This window comes from Dawidia cretensis (assembly GCF_018598175.1).
Classification (GTDB): Bacteria; Bacteroidota; Bacteroidia; order Cytophagales; family Cyclobacteriaceae; genus Ohtaekwangia; species Ohtaekwangia cretensis.
On the sequence record NZ_JAHESE010000020.1, the window covers coordinates 69,007 to 83,701 of the forward strand.

Genomic DNA, 14,695 nt, shown 5'->3' on the forward strand with positions numbered 1-14,695 from the left:
CTATTGGAACAGGAAATATACCGTAACAGAATTGGTCGTTACGCTTTTCAACGGCTGCCCGTAAATATTGTCCTTGTTGTCGAGGATATTGAACAGGCCATGTGAAAAACGGATCTCCGGCGAGAACTTGAACAGCGGGTAATACAAGTCGAAGCCGAAACCGCCCTCCAGGCTCAGATTGCTGTTGGTGATCTCCAGCGACTCTCCGTTTTTACCATTCTTCTTACCCGACGCTTCAATGGCAGGTGTGACACCACCAATCATATACATCCGGATATTGCCCCGGCGTTGTGATTTATACTTCAACAGTATCGGAAACTCAACCATGGTACTTTCCAGCAACAGATCTTCCCGTGGAGTCTTGTCGGTATAGAGGTAGCTCACCTTGTTTTCATAAAACCCTACCTTGGGCGTGAGCCGTATGTCTACCTGGTCGTCCAGGCGGTAGTTAACAATAAAGCCCAGCGAGAAACCACCCGACCACCCGGGTATAACCGAGTGTACCGAATCAAACTGCTGTGAAACAAACCGATCGGAATATTTTACCTTGAACGCAGCGCTATGGATCCCGATGAGGAAGCCATAGGTAAGCTTACGGTTGTCGTAATTAGGATTGTTGCGCGACGCCCAGCGTGACCGCTTGCCCATCGTTGTTTGTGCTGCAGCACCGCCGCACAATAACAGTAGGACAAAGACAACGCCTACTTTGTGCCTGTGTATATAGAGCTTATTCCAAAAGTGAGAGATCTGCATTGTGTCTGTTTAAATCCGAGGGTGGTTAAGATGCGAACAAAGTCCTCTCCATCCGGAAAAGCCGCTACAGACTCAGGCAGGTAAGTATAGGCGGACTTATCACTCGAAACCACGCTCCCTATTTTAGGCAAAACGAACCGAAAGTAAAAATGGTATACCTGCTTGAAGGGAAATTTACGGGGGCGCGAGAACTCCAGCACCACGATCTGGCCATTTGGCCGTAATACGCGGTAGATTTCCTGTAATCCCCGTTCCAGGTTTTCAAAATTGCGCACACCAAACGCCACGGTGACAGCATCGAACGATGCGTCTTCAAAAGGCAGGTTTTCAGAATCGCCCTTCAGCAACGTGATCTTCTGATCTAGTTTACGATCGCGCAGCTTTTTGCGACCTACTTCCAGCATACCTTCGGAAATGTCGACCCCTGTAATCTTTTCGGGGTTGAGGTCCAGCGCCTGAATAGCAAAATCGCCGGTACCGGTGGCCACGTCGAGGATGTGGCGGGGTTTTTGGGCCTTGAGCAGGTTCACGGCCTTGCGGCGCCATGCACGGTCGATGCCCATGCTGAGAAAATGATTCAAAAAGTCGTACCGGTGGCTGATGTTGTCAAACATCCTGGCCACCTGCTCCTTTTTGCCGGTGTTTTGTTCTTTGTATGGAACGACTGTCATGGCGGTGATCCCTCGCCGCGAAGGTAGGGGGTTTTACGGGAATCACCGCAGGCTGTCCAGCGCTTATTTAAGCACTGTAAACTCGACGCGGCGGTTCAGCTCACGACCCTCATCCTCATCGTCGTTGCTGGCCAGCGGCTTAGACTTGCCATAACCCGTCGCTTTGATACGGCGTGCATCAATGCCCTTTTTGGTCAGGTAGTCTTTAACAGCCTCGGCGCGCTTGCGCGACAGGAACAGGTTGTAAGCCTTGGTACCGATAGCGTCGGTATGGCCGCCAATCTCTACCTGCATATCCGGGTTCGAGCGCATCATCGCCTCAAGCTTGTTCAGCTCGGTGTATGATCCCGTTTCGAACGTGGCTTTGTCAAAATCAAAGTACAGATTACGCAGAATGGATGTAGCCCCCACGCTGATCTTCCGCAACTGGATAGTCCGGCCCACAGTCTTTTCATCGGTCGATGCACCGCCGATGCGCACATTCTCGTTCACGAAAATGTAACCGTCAGCATCCACCGACAAGCGGTAGTCTTTCGGTTGCTGGCTCTTCACCGAGAAGGTATACACCCCGTTACCATTGTTGGTCAAAGGAACTATGACATTGTCTTTCGCCCCCACCAATTTTATTTTGGCATTCAGCGGTGTCTTGTTTTCTGAATCGACTACCGTCACCTCGTATTTCAGCGGAATGGTTTCTTTCTTCACCGGTGCTACTTTCGGCTCGGTCTTAACAGGCTCTTGCTTCGGCTCTGTTTTTACCGGCTCCTTCGTCGGTGGAGTTTTGCTCGGGTCCGTCTTTGCAGGATCGCCGGTTGTTACCGGTTCTTTCGTGGTGACAGGAGGAATCGTCACCGGCGGCGTTGTAGTCGTCGGATCAGGTGTTGTGGTCGTTTGGTCGTTACGTGCGACAGTGCTCGGGTCGATGGCCGGTTCTTTAATCGCATCCGGTTCCTTAGCCGTCGTCGGCGAAGTCTTCGATGCCAGGTTCTTCAAACCATCGGGGATGGTGATCACATAAATATCGAGGTAGCCCATACCGTCTTCCCGAATCGAAGAGTAGTACGCCCGCTTACCGTCTTTCGACGCCACAAAGAATACATCGTCGTCCGGTGTGTTGATGGGATAGCCCAGGTTTTCAGGTTCGCTCCATTCATTCGCCGCAGGGTCGAACGTCGCCCGGAATACGTCAAATCCGCCCATGCCCTTGCGGCCACGACTACTGAAATATAGCGTGATTCCGTCGTAATCGATGAATGGACCGTCGTCATCAAGCTCCGTATTGATCTTCGGACCGAGGTTCTTTACATTCGACCAGGCACCCTTGCTGTCTTTGGTAGCACGGTATATATCCAGGCCGCCATAGCCACCGGGGCGGTTGCTGGAGAAGTACAGCGTCTTCTCATCGGCAGACATGGAGATCGATTTTTCTTCGAAGCTCGAGTTAATGATACCCGGTAGCGGCGCAGGCGGGCTCCATACGCCGTTGGCGCGCTCACTGAAGTAGATGTCACCACCACCATCGTCTTTAAAAATGAACAGCGTGTTACCATTCGCGGAAAGCGAGAGGTTAGAGTCATGGTACGGTGTGTTCACCGGCTCGCCAATGTTTTTTGCAAACGCCCACTTACCCTCTTTTTTAGTAGAAAAGAAAATATCTTCCCAGGGTTTGTTATCGTCAAACACGTTTTGGTTCAGGTTGTCTTCACGGCGGCGGGTGGTGAAAACTATTTCGTCTTCCGTTTCGCTAAAAACCGGAGCATAGTCTTCATATTCAGAGTTGATCTCGCGGCCAATGTTGACAATCGAAAAGTTCTGCGGATTGGCGACAAACTCTCTACCGTTCTGACATTCATAGATGGCCCGGTCTACGGTCGCCATGTCTACTTTGTCTTTGCCCTGGTAGTTGGATTTTTTGTTGAGCTTGTCCTTATAAACATTGTAATAATAAATCGCCATGTCGAAGTTCTCACCATACTGGTAGCTTTTGCCGATGAGGTATTCGATGTCAAACCGGTACGCCGGGTCCTGGCGCATAACGCGCTTGAAGTATTTCACTGCCAGGTTTTTGCCGATAGTCAACAGCTGTAAACGGCCGGCTTCAAAGTTGGCTTTGATAAAGGTGGTATCCAGGTCGGCTGCGGTGACCATCAGGCCACGGGCATCGTCGATCGCTTTCGTTTCAGCAATCATGCCCTCTGCAACTTCCATATACTCCCGTGCCGTCTCCTTAGGATCTTGCTGACTAAAACCGGGGATAAAAAGCACCAATAAAAAAGCTAAAAAAATCAGTACACTTCGGATACTGGACATCGCTAAAAAATTTTTGACCTTAAAGGTATGATAAAAATGTACCCCAAGATACTAAAAAATGGGGATTATAAACAGAAATCATAAATCATAAACTACACGGTTCTTACATTATTAGTAATTTGCCCTTCAATTATTACTTTAACAGATGAAGATTAATTCCGCCACGTTTATTTCCAGTTATGCCGATATCCGCAAATGCCCTGCTCCCGACAAACCTGAATTTGCCTTCATCGGCCGCTCGAACGTGGGAAAATCTTCCCTCATTAACGCACTCACGAATCAGAAAAAACTGGCCAAGACCTCCGTTAAGCCTGGTAAAACACAAACAATCAACCACTTCCTTATCAACGAATCCTGGTACCTGGTCGACTTACCCGGCTATGGATACGCCAGCGTGAGCAAAAGTACCCGCGAGGGTTTTGGCCGCATGATCGAAGAATATGTCGCCAAGCGTGAAAACATTTCGTGTCTGTTTGTGCTGATAGATTCCCGGTTGGAGCCCCAAAAAAATGACCTGAGCTTCATCCATTGGGCAGGCGGCAAGGGTGTGCCACTGGCCATTATTTTCACGAAGTCCGATAAATTGAATAAAAACGACCTCAATAAAAACATCCGCAAGTTTGAAAAGGCATTGTTGGAAGAGTGGGACGAAACGCCTCCCCTACTGGTGACCTCTGCCGAAACCAAATTGGGCCGCGAAGACGTACTCAGTTTTATTCAGGAAGCCATCGAACGCAGGGAGGAAACAACTTCAGAGGATCTGGAAGAGTAGTGTGCAAAGCTCATGCACGACATGTGGACTTTTCAATCCTTTCGTTAGCTTTGCCGCCTAGACTCTGAAAACTCCCGTATGACTTTAGCCGAATTAGCGACCATCTCCGGAAAAGGAGGACTGTACAAAGTACTGGCCCCAACCAAATCTGGTGTCATCCTCGAATCATTAGACGAAACCAAGACCAAGTTGGTCGCAAACGCCAACCACCGTCTGTCCCTGCTCAACGAAATCTCGATCTATACTACCACCAAAGAAGGCACCGTAGCGCTGGAAGGCGTGCTGAAAAAGATCCATACGGAATACGGCACCGACCCGGGCGTAGACAACAATGCCGACGGAACGGAGCTTAAGGCCTTCCTCAAATCGGTGCTGCCCGAGTTCGACGAAAGCCGTGTATATGTTTCAGACATCAAGAAGCTCATCAAGTGGTATGAGCTGATTCAGAAATTCGCACCGGAAATTCTGACCGCCGCCGAAACAAGCACCGAAGAAAAAGCGGCTTCTTAAGACGCTTCTTCCATCTCGCCCGCTTTCTCTACCATCTTTTGCGACCCTACGTAGAAGGCCGTACGCTGGTGCAATGTCTCCGGCGTAAGGCTGAGGATACGTTCACGTCCATTCGTGGCGGCACCGCCGGCTTGCTCAGCTACAAACGCAAGCGCGTTGCACTCATAGATCAACCGCAGCTTTCCCTTCGGATCTTTGGCTGTCGCCGGATAGATATAAATACCCCCCTTTAACATATTGCGGTGAAAGTCTGCCACCAATGACCCAATATACCGCGCGGTGTAGCGCTGGTCTTTGCAATATTGTAAGTAGGCTTTCATAGGCTCCGAAAATGAATTGGCGGAACCTTCGTTAACCGAATATATCTTTCCGTCCATGGGCATGCGCATGTCGGGATGTGACAGAAAATATTCACCCAACGTAGGCTCATACGTAAAGCCATTCACACCGTGGCCGGTAGTATAAACCAGCATCGTGGAAGAGCCGTAAAGAACATAGCCGGCCGCCACTTGCTCATCACCCGTCTGCAAAACGTCTTCTTCTTGAATGGGTGTTCCCACCGGGCTCTTCCGACGGTAGACAGAAAAGATCGTACCGATCGAAACATTAACGTCGATATTAGAGGAACCATCAAGGGGGTCAATGGCAATGACATACTTGCCGTCGTTACTCAGATCAATAAAGCTATCCATCTCCTCCGACACCAGCGCGCCGGCCTCTCCTCCTTTTGTCAGTGCCCGCGTAAAGCGGATGTTAGCCAGCACGTCGAGCTTCTGCTGGTCGTCGCCGGCGGTGTTTTGTGAACCCACCGCGCCCATAATGTCGATCAGGCCCGCCTTATTTACCTCGCGATTCACGACTTTAGAAGCGAGGGCGATGTCACGCAGCAGTTGCGAAAGCTCGCCACTGGCATACGCAAACTGGTCCTGGTTATTTTTGATGAATCGGTCGAGGGTCGTACCGATCGAAACTGCAATTCTTGAAGATTCAATGCTTGGTGTGTTAGCATTATTAGGTGATCTTTGCATGCCTTATTTTTTACAGTAAAGGTAATTACGCAAACGATTTAGTTGATCAGAATGGAGGTTTTTAAATTTGGTGGGGCATCCTTAAAAGATGCCGCCGGGATTCGCAACGTCGCTAACATTGTCGCTTCAAAGGCAGCCAGCAACCTGCTTGTCGTGGTCTCGGCCATGGGCAAAACCACCAACGCCCTGGAACGGGCCGTGGCGCTGGCGCAAAAGAACCAGGACCCGTCATCCGAGCTTGACTCCTTGCACGACTACCACCTCCAGGTAATGCGCGAGCTTTTCACCGAAAACCACCCGGTGTTTGCCGCCGTTGACGCACTTTTCACTTCACTTCGCAAAGAGCTGAACAGCCCCGGCGAATACGACCAGGTCTACGACCAGGTGGTATCCGGTGGCGAAGTGATCTCCTCCGTCGTCGTACACCACTACCTCCTCAGCCAGTCTTGCCCGGCGCATTGGCTCGACGCCCGCACGTGCATTGCCACCGACCGAACCTTCCGCGAAGGCAAGATCGATTGGCCCCGGACCGAAGGCAATATCGCCAACCTGCCCCCCATCCTGGCCGACCACGTCATCATTACCCAGGGCTTCATTGGCCGCTCGTCTGACGGTCTCACCCTCACCCTGGGCCGCGAAGGCTCTGACTTCTCAGCCGCCATCTTCGCCTCATGCCTGCATGCCGCCGCCGTCACCATCTGGAAAGACGTGCCGGGCGTCATGAACGCCGACCCGAAGCGCCTGCCCGCCGCCGTGGTGTTTGAAGAACTACCCTTTCAGGAAGCCGCAGAAATGACCTACTACGGCGCCAACGTCATTCACCCAAAGACCATCAAGCCCCTGGCGAATGCCAACATTCCCTTACTGGTAAAAAACTTCACCGACCCATCACTCCCCGGCACACGCATTCACGCCTGCAAAATCGAGAACCTGCCTCCACTGATTGTATTCAAAGAAAACCAGTGCCTGGTATCGTGCCGCGTAACAGACTATACCTTCATCAACGAGCAGCAGCTAAGCCTGATCTTTAACGCGCTCTCTGAGCTCGACCTTCGTGTAAACGTCATACAAAACTCCGCGATCTCTTTCTCCTTCTGCCTCGACTTCCGCGAAAGCAAAATCCTAAGCCTGATCCGCAAGCTGCAGGAACACTTCGAAGTATACTACAATACTGGCTTGACGCTGATCACCGTAAAAAACTACGACAAGCAGACATTCGATACGTATAGAAATAAGCCAAACGTGCTGTTAGAGCAATCATCACGCTCCACCCTGCAAGTATTGGTGCGTTAACAACGCGTTTGCGATATGGCGGCGTGCTGGCGCAAGTCTTCCGACCGAAGGGAGGGCGACTTGTGCCTGTCTAATGCCAGTCTTCAGACTGCCGGGGTCGCCGTAAATAAGCCAAAAGTAAACGGGTAATATCCCAGTCCCTTTAGCACTGACTCATCGCTGGCTATACTCAGACTATACACTGACTCAACTCAGAGACATCCCCCCTTAATCTCCCCCAAAAGAGGCCCCACGCAACTATGCCAAATCCTTCTTCAACTCCTCAATAAACACACCCATCGACCTGTCCAGGATATCAAAAACCTCCTGAAACCCTGCTTCCCCGCCATAATAAGGATCCGGCACCTCGTGCCCCTTCCCATGCGGATCAAAATTGCGCATCAGCTGCACCTTGGCCTCATAACCTTTGGAGCCCTCCACCCGCAGAATATTTTGATGATTGCTATTGTCCATCGCCAGAATGTAGTCATAGTCAGAAAAGTCGGCATTGCACAACTGTCGGCCGGCGTGGCTGATCGCGACACCGTTTTTTTCAGCATTGGCAATCGTGCGATGATCTGGCGAGCTGCCTATATGGTAATTGGAAGTGCCGCACGAATCGGCCTCTACTCGTTGTTCCAGGACTGTCCCCTTGATCTTATGCTTAAAAATGGCCTCGGCCAGGGGTGAGCGGCAAATATTGCCTAAGCAAACAAACAATACTTTTTTACGTTTCATCGCGCTATTTAGGGGCCACGGCGACTGACAGGGCCGATCCGTGTAAAAATAATGCACGTAGGGTTACAAAAGGCTCACACGTGGTATTTATATACGCATAGCACACTTTTAGTACTGCCTTTTGGTTTGAAAAGCCCGCCCTTAAAAGCGGGCTTTTCTCTTTTTATATTAATTTCCTTCCCGGTTCGTCCGTAATCCGGTTTAGCACCGCAAACTCCGCAAAACCCAAACCCGTATGGAATTTATCGAGGTCCACTCCCAATATGCTCCCGCCGTCGCGCTTGTTCGTCTGCAGCGTCCGAAAGAGCTCAATGCGCTCAATTTACAACTCATGCAAGAATTGCGCGACAGTCTCCAGCAATTGGATCGCGACGACGCCGTGCGCGCGATTGTTCTCACCGGCAACGACCAGGCCTTCGCCGCTGGCGCCGACATTCGCCAGATGGCCGACAAGACTGCGGTTGATATGCTCATCACCGACCAGTTCAGTACGTGGGATCAGATTCGCAAAACCCACAAACCTCTCATCGCCGCTGTGTCCGGCTTTGCATTGGGTGGCGGCTGCGAGCTGGCCATGACGTGTGATATGATCATTGCGTCCGAGACCGCGCGCTTCGGACAACCCGAAATCAAGATCGGCGTCATGCCTGGTGCCGGCGGCACACAACGTCTCACCAAAGCCATCGGCAAAGCCAAGGCCATGGAGCTCGTACTCACGGGCCGCTTTTTATCGGCAGAAGAAGCATTGTTCTACAGATTGGTCAATAAGATAGTGCCCGTGGAAATGTATTTGCAGGAGGCAGTGAAGCTCGCCGGCGAGATAGCCGCTATGGCACCCGTGGCCACGCGGCTGGCGAAAGAGGCCGTCAATCGTTCGTTTGAAACACATCTCGACGAAGGCCTTCATTTCGAACGCAAAAACTTTTATCTCACATTTGCCTGTGAAGATCAGAAGGAAGGTATGCAAGCTTTTATAGAAAAGCGCGCACCCTCCTATCGGGGAAAATAAGGTTGTTATTTAATCACTTCCTTGAGCACCTTCCGGGTCTTGCGGTTGGGCACAAAGCGGTAGACGGTGTTGAAACGAAGGTTGCCCGTGTTCAACGAAGTGGCTAGTGCATCCCGATTAGACGACACGCGCGCTACCTGGTGCACAAACGTAAAGCTTAGTGCCCACTTCGCAGAGTTATATCCGGCAAAAAGACGCGCCAGCGAGTTCGGGCTAAACGATTCGGAATGCTCGACACCACGATCGGTATAGATCAGGTTCTTACCATAGTCCAGACTTACGTTGGTCGAGCCGGTAATAAAGAAATGTTTTTTAAAAACAAAGGTGTACGCATACCCAATGCTTGGCCCCGTTTCGACAAAACTAACACGATCTACATAAATATTTGCCGCGTCGTTCATCGGCGACGGTATAAAACTACTGTCGGCTTTGCCGCGTCCGACAAAGATCTCCCATCCTAATAATAGTGAACCGGCAGACCGCTTTTGCCATTCGTTTTGCAAAAACGACGCGCGGTACGAAAAGCGCCGATGATTGAACAGATATAGCCCGGACGCACCGACCATCTGTACCAGCATGTCGGGGCGCTGATAATAGGTACCATCATCCTTGCGGAGCGATTCATTGTTCAGGTAGAAGCCGCGATAAAATTGTCCGAAGAGGTCGACAACGATTTTCCGGCCGTAATTGTGCACCTGCAGGTCGAGGTAGCGTGTCTTCCCGCGATTGCCCGTAGGATTCAGGAAGGGGAAGCCATACGCCAGGTTGAGCGTTGCCCACTTGTACGTGGCCCCGACGCCCATGTTAAGCGTGGTGTTGGGGCGGTACTGCACGCTTAGCCCCTCGTCCAGCGAACGGAGGTCGAATGAGGTGTATTTGCGTGAAAAATAAAAGCGTCCCGTAATGTACTGCGCGTACGACACGTAGTACGTCGGGTCGTTCTCGGTCTGAGGCTGGGTCTGGGCATTCGCCCACAGCGAACCAAACAGGAAAAACAGCAGGAGTAGTCTTGTTTTCAAGCGCAAGGCATGTTATCGAGGCCGGCTACACGCGTAAAAAAACCGTACCCCTTCATTAGTCATTCACCCCAAAACGCGTTTTTCACAACAATTCGTCGTTCACCCCAACCTTTGCGGGGGCATTGACGATTAAATCTTTTACCTTCAACCCTACAATTTCCCGGCTATGGTACTGCTGCAGCAACTCAATTCGCCCTGCCCCTACTACCTGAACGACGATCGGAAGAACACGATCCTCACCTTGGGCATCTCACTCGTATTAGTCGCAACCATGATCGCCTTCGATCCCGCGTGCAGACAAGCGGGACACAAGGTATTGGTCATCGGCACCGTGGTGTTCCTGGTGCTCTTCAGCCACATTGTATTATTACCCAAGCTTTTACCGGCCCCCTTTGACGCCTTGCAGTGGACGCTCGGCAAGTACCTGGTGTTTACAGTCTGGCAGCTCATTCTTTGCGGCCCCGCCATTGCCATCGTCAAACATGTATTGCATCTGCATCATGAGCCCATCGGTCTGGGTGAGGCTATTCTCGCCACGTATCCACGCATTGTTACGTTTGGCATCGTCCCCGTCGGTGTTGGGACGATGATCCTCCGAACGTACGTCTTAAAGGAAAACCTACGCAGCGCCATCCGCGCCAATCAAGAGCTTGAACGCATCCGCACGTTGAAAGAAGAACGAAAAGAAGAAACGAACCTGGACACGGAATCTCACCACGTCACCATTTCTTCTGATACGCGCGAGACACTTACACTAAACCTACCTGATCTTTTATATGTAGAGGCGGACGACAATTACTCCACCGTTGTTTGGAAGAACGGCAACGGCGTCGAAAAGAAGATTTTACGGATCAACCTGAAGAATATGGAAACGCAGCTCAATAACTCGTTTGCATTGCGTTGCCACCGCTCCTTCATTGTAAACATCTACGCCATCGATCATATCAGTGGCAACACCAATGGGTACAAGCTCAGCATCCGCGACACCAGCTTCTCGGTGCCGGTGTCACGGTCCAAAGGCAAGGAAGTGATCGGCAAGCTCAAGCAGCTGCGCGACATGATCGAGTTGTACTAGTCCCCAGACGCTTTACCATTCACCCCACGCGTTGTTACCCGCAACGTATTTCGCTCCGTTCACGCCATTCACGCGCCCGGGCATACAGTATCGTGCAACATTTTCGTCTAAAAAAGCACGATAACTAAATCCCTTAAGCGCTTCTATGAAACCAACCAAGCTATCCTTCCTTATCCTGCTAATCGTGGCGTACACGTGCCTCACATTCCCGCTGGTCGCACAGTCTACGCAAACGATTCGGGGCAAAATCTCCGACGGCGTCAGCAACACGGTGCTGATAGGTGTAAGCATAACCATTCTCACTGCCGACCAGAAAACATTTGGCGCCGTGACGGATGCCAACGGCCAGTTCCGCATAGACAAGGTACCCGTCGGTCGGCATACAGTGCGCATTACCTACATCGGTTATGAGGAACAATCTATTCCAAACACGATTGTCACCGCCGGCAAAGAAGTAATCCTGAACGTAACCCTCACCGAAAGCGTAAACCAACTGAACGAGATCGTTATTACCGGCACTACCCGCGAGGACAAGACCGCCACCAACAACGACATGGCCGTGGTGAGCGCGCGATCCTTTAACGTCGACGACACCAAACGTTATGCCGGCGCCATTGGCGACCCTTCGCGCATGGCTGCAAACTTCGCCGGTGTAGTCGGTGGCAACGACTCGCGCAACGATATCGTTGTACGCGGCAACTCCCCCACCGGCATGCTGTGGCAACTCGAGGGACTAAACATTCCCAACCCCAACCACTTTGGTGCGTTGGTCTCCACGGGCGGTCCTGTCAGCATGTTGAACAACAACAACCTCGACAAGTCTGATTTTATGACCGGCGCTTTTACAGCACAATATGGCAACGCCACGGCCGGTGTCTTTGATCTGCGCTTACGCGATGGCAACAATGAGAAACGCGAGTTTCTCGGGCAGATAGGCTTCAACGGTTTTGAAGTGGGTGCCGAAGGACCGATTGGCAAGAATGGTGCGTCCTATATAGCGAACTATCGCTATTCAACACTCGGTGTATTTCAATCGTTGGGCATCGAGTTCGGCACAGGCTCCAGCACCCCCCTCTACCAGGATCTGAATTTTAAAGTCACCCTGCCCACACGCAACGGCGGCAAATGGTCCATCTTTGGTCTGGGCGGCGTGAGCGAAATCGATCTGCTCGGCAGCGAAGCCGACCTCGACGGCGATGCCGATCTATACGGTAGCGAGAACATAGACTCCTACCCGCGTTACCGCACCGGCATTGCCGGCATCAGCTACGAGAAAAGCCTCACCGAACGCACCTTTATACGCTTCACCGCGGGTGCCAGTGCCACACAAGAAAAATTTCATGCCGACTCGCTGGTGCGAAACGCAGAAAATGAAGTCAGCGAACGGTACCTCCGCGGGCAGGCCGATATGAACACACAGAAGTACTCTTTTAATGTGCTCGCCCGGACCAAGATCAATTCCCGCAACAGCATCGTATCAGGCTTTTACATCGACGCCCAACACTTCGATCTCTTCTTACGCAACGCATATGCCAACCTGGGCCGCGACACGGTACGCATGAACGCACAGGACAACGCCACACTATACCAGGCCTATAGCAACTGGAAGCACCGCTTCGGCACCAGCCTCTCGATGAACCTCGGTGTACACGCGCAATACTACTCACTCAACGAGCAAGCCGTTGTCGAGCCCCGCGCCAGCGTACAATACATCATCAACCCGCGACACACCGTCAGCCTCGGCTATGGGCTGCATAACCAGGCGCAGAACATTACCACCAGCTTTACACAAACCCGCACACCATCGGGCGAAGTGAGCCTCACCAACAAAGACCTCGACTTTACCACCAGCCAACACCTGGTGCTGACCTACGATTGGAATGTAACCGAGCACCTGCGCGTTAAAGCCGAGGGGTACTATCAATCCCTGCGTAATATACCGGTTGAGCGCAAGTCAAGTTCCTATTCGGCGCTCAACGCCGGCATGAGCTTCGCAGCGGAGGAAGAAGACAGCCTCGTCAACAACGGCAAAGGACACAACTATGGCATAGAGCTTACGGTAGAGCGATTCTTTCATCGTAACTATTATTTCTTGCTCACCACCTCGTTGTTTGATTCCAAATATGAAGGCAGCGACGGCGTCGAACGTAATACAGCCTTTAACACACAGTATGTAATAAATGCCCTGGCCGGCAAAGAGTGGCGTGTAGGAAAGAACAAAAACTTCTTCTCGCTCAACCTCAAGCTCACAGCCATCGGTGGCAAATACCTGGTGCCGATTAACGTCGAAAAATCACAACAGATGGGCCGCACGATATACCGCCCCGAATTGGCCTACAGCGAGCAACAAGATCCGTACTTCCGTACTGACCTGCGCCTCTCCTACCGTAAAGAATATACAAGGAGCACGCTGGAAATATCAATGGACCTCCAAAACCTGACCAACAACAAAAACATATTCGATCAGAGCTATAATCCGCGCACGAACACGGTCGTGACGCAGTATCAACAAGCATTTTTCCCGGTACCGTTTCTACGGTACACATTCTAACCAGGTGTGAGTGTGGACAGTTCTCCCTCTCCACACTCACACTGGTTTATGGCATTTGTGGTTGATCTTCCGCCTCCACATCTTCCTTCGGAAACTTTTCGCCCCAGCCTTTACGAATGGTGTTGCGGGCCGATACCTTTTTAGGCAAGGTCACTTCTTCATGCAAGGGCACCGGGGGTACACCGGCTTTTTTCCGGATCTTCATATTCAACAGCTCGATCCCTAAAGCAAATGCCATGGAAAAGTATATATACCCGCGCGGAACGTGCACATGCAATGCTTCCACGACAAGTAACGTACCGATCATAAGCAAAAAAGCCAATGCCAGCAGCTTCATTGTGGGATGTTTATTGATAAAGTCGCTAATGACGCGTGCAAAAAACAACATGATACCAAGCGCTATCACGACGGCAATGATAATGATCACAACATTCTCCACCAGGCCAATGGCCGTGAGGATCGAGTCAAAAGAAAAGATAAGGTCGATGAGTACGATTTGTACGATGGCGCCGCGGAAGGTCATAATCTTGTTTTTGCGGGCCGGGGAGTTTGTCCCCTCCAGCTTGCCATGCAGCTCGGAAACACTTTTACCGATGAGAAATAAACCACCGGATATAAGAATAAGATCGCGATAACTGAGGTTGAATGTACCGAGCGTTAACACAGGTTCCTGTAGCCCGATGAGCCAGCTCACGCCCAGTAGCAACACGATGCGCGCGCCCAATGCCAGACCGATGCCCGTAAGCCGGGCCTTGTTTTGCAGTTCAGGAGGTAGCTTACCTGTGAGAATGGAAATGAAAACGACGTTGTCGATTCCCAGTATGATCTCCAGGAATGTAAGGGTCAACAGGCTGACAAGCCCTTCGGCAGTGAAAAGATGTTCCATGGGCGAGAAGTGTTATCTCCTCCACGTAAAAGATCAAGCCGACACCACCGTCGGCTATAACCATACAACGAAAAAGAAGCGCCTATGTTTTTGAGCAAGAT

Annotated in this window: 13 protein-coding genes; 6 read left to right on the top strand and 7 right to left on the bottom strand. The window is 51.3% G+C overall.

The annotated features are described in order from the left end of the window. The 3 genes from porT to KK062_RS18270 form a co-directional block, all read right to left on the bottom strand. Positions 1-753, bottom strand: a complete 753-nt coding sequence (porT, locus tag KK062_RS18260; protein ID WP_254085778.1) for a type IX secretion/gliding motility protein PorT/SprT — start codon at positions 751-753, stop codon at positions 1-3. Continuing rightward, positions 702-1,424 (bottom strand): bifunctional demethylmenaquinone methyltransferase/2-methoxy-6-polyprenyl-1,4-benzoquinol methylase UbiE, encoded by a 723-nt coding sequence (gene ubiE, locus KK062_RS18265; RefSeq protein WP_254085779.1) that lies wholly within the window; start codon positions 1,422-1,424, stop codon positions 702-704. The genes porT and ubiE overlap by 52 nt, the downstream gene beginning before the upstream one ends. 63 nt (positions 1,425-1,487) lie before the next feature. Beyond that, positions 1,488-3,689, bottom strand: coding sequence for an OmpA family protein (locus KK062_RS18270; RefSeq protein WP_254085780.1), 2,202 nt, complete (start codon positions 3,687-3,689; stop codon positions 1,488-1,490). Between the two features lie 190 nt (positions 3,690-3,879). Here KK062_RS18270 and yihA point away from each other — a divergent pair, with 190 nt between their 5' ends. Together yihA and KK062_RS18280 are read left to right on the top strand one after the other, a co-directional pair. Beyond that, a complete protein-coding gene (gene yihA / locus KK062_RS18275; RefSeq protein ID WP_254085781.1) occupies positions 3,880-4,506 on the top strand; it encodes a ribosome biogenesis GTP-binding protein YihA/YsxC in 627 nt (208 codons plus the stop codon). Positions 4,507-4,584: 78 nt separating this feature from the next. Then, on the top strand, positions 4,585-5,016 hold the full coding sequence (locus KK062_RS18280; protein WP_254085782.1) for a DUF5606 family protein: 432 nt from the start codon (positions 4,585-4,587) through the stop codon (positions 5,014-5,016). Here KK062_RS18280 and fbp read toward each other — a convergent pair. Next, the gene (fbp, locus tag KK062_RS18285; protein ID WP_254085783.1) at positions 5,013-6,044 is read right to left on the bottom strand and encodes a class 1 fructose-bisphosphatase; all 1,032 of its coding nucleotides are present in this window, start codon (positions 6,042-6,044) and stop codon (positions 5,013-5,015) included. The genes KK062_RS18280 and fbp overlap by 4 nt on opposite strands. 51 nt (positions 6,045-6,095) lie before the next feature. Between fbp and KK062_RS18290 the strand changes: the two genes are divergently transcribed. Further along, a complete protein-coding gene (locus KK062_RS18290) occupies positions 6,096-7,337 on the top strand; it encodes an aspartate kinase (protein WP_254085784.1) in 1,242 nt (413 codons plus the stop codon). Positions 7,338-7,574: 237 nt separating this feature from the next. Here the strand turns inward: KK062_RS18290 and KK062_RS18295 are convergent, their stop codons facing one another. Continuing rightward, positions 7,575-8,054 (bottom strand): low molecular weight protein-tyrosine-phosphatase, encoded by a 480-nt coding sequence (locus tag KK062_RS18295; protein WP_254085785.1) that lies wholly within the window; start codon positions 8,052-8,054, stop codon positions 7,575-7,577. A 235-nt stretch (positions 8,055-8,289) separates the two neighbouring features. Between KK062_RS18295 and KK062_RS18300 the strand changes: the two genes are divergently transcribed. After that, the gene (locus KK062_RS18300) at positions 8,290-9,063 is read left to right on the top strand and encodes an enoyl-CoA hydratase-related protein (protein WP_254085786.1); all 774 of its coding nucleotides are present in this window, start codon (positions 8,290-8,292) and stop codon (positions 9,061-9,063) included. A 5-nt stretch (positions 9,064-9,068) separates the two neighbouring features. Here the strand turns inward: KK062_RS18300 and KK062_RS18305 are convergent, their stop codons facing one another. After that, positions 9,069-10,082, bottom strand: a complete 1,014-nt coding sequence (locus tag KK062_RS18305) for a DUF4421 domain-containing protein (RefSeq protein WP_254085787.1) — start codon at positions 10,080-10,082, stop codon at positions 9,069-9,071. A gap of 166 nt (positions 10,083-10,248) precedes the next feature. Between KK062_RS18305 and KK062_RS18310 the strand changes: the two genes are divergently transcribed. Next, on the top strand, positions 10,249-11,157 hold the full coding sequence (locus tag KK062_RS18310) for a LytR/AlgR family response regulator transcription factor (protein ID WP_254085788.1): 909 nt from the start codon (positions 10,249-10,251) through the stop codon (positions 11,155-11,157). 145 nt (positions 11,158-11,302) lie between these two features. Continuing rightward, the gene (locus KK062_RS18315) at positions 11,303-13,708 is read left to right on the top strand and encodes a TonB-dependent receptor (RefSeq protein ID WP_254085789.1); all 2,406 of its coding nucleotides are present in this window, start codon (positions 11,303-11,305) and stop codon (positions 13,706-13,708) included. Between the two features lie 46 nt (positions 13,709-13,754). Here the strand turns inward: KK062_RS18315 and KK062_RS18320 are convergent, their stop codons facing one another. Then, a complete protein-coding gene (locus KK062_RS18320) occupies positions 13,755-14,594 on the bottom strand; it encodes a TerC family protein (protein ID WP_254085790.1) in 840 nt (279 codons plus the stop codon). Positions 14,595-14,695 lie beyond the last annotated feature (101 nt).

Coding starts and splice junctions, on each gene's coding strand:
- porT (WP_254085778.1), bottom strand. CDS start 753: ATGCAGATCTCTCACTTTTGGAATAAGCTCTATATACACAGGCACAAA.
- ubiE (WP_254085779.1), bottom strand. CDS start 1,424: ATGACAGTCGTTCCATACAAAGAACAAAACACCGGCAAAAAGGAGCAG.
- yihA (WP_254085781.1), top strand. CDS start 3,880: ATGAAGATTAATTCCGCCACGTTTATTTCCAGTTATGCCGATATCCGC.
- KK062_RS18280 (WP_254085782.1), top strand. CDS start 4,585: ATGACTTTAGCCGAATTAGCGACCATCTCCGGAAAAGGAGGACTGTAC.
- fbp (WP_254085783.1), bottom strand. CDS start 6,044: ATGCAAAGATCACCTAATAATGCTAACACACCAAGCATTGAATCTTCA.
- KK062_RS18290 (WP_254085784.1), top strand. CDS start 6,096: ATGGAGGTTTTTAAATTTGGTGGGGCATCCTTAAAAGATGCCGCCGGG.
- KK062_RS18295 (WP_254085785.1), bottom strand. CDS start 8,054: ATGAAACGTAAAAAAGTATTGTTTGTTTGCTTAGGCAATATTTGCCGC.
- KK062_RS18300 (WP_254085786.1), top strand. CDS start 8,290: ATGGAATTTATCGAGGTCCACTCCCAATATGCTCCCGCCGTCGCGCTT.
- KK062_RS18310 (WP_254085788.1), top strand. CDS start 10,249: ATGGTACTGCTGCAGCAACTCAATTCGCCCTGCCCCTACTACCTGAAC.
- KK062_RS18315 (WP_254085789.1), top strand. CDS start 11,303: ATGAAACCAACCAAGCTATCCTTCCTTATCCTGCTAATCGTGGCGTAC.
- KK062_RS18320 (WP_254085790.1), bottom strand. CDS start 14,594: ATGGAACATCTTTTCACTGCCGAAGGGCTTGTCAGCCTGTTGACCCTT.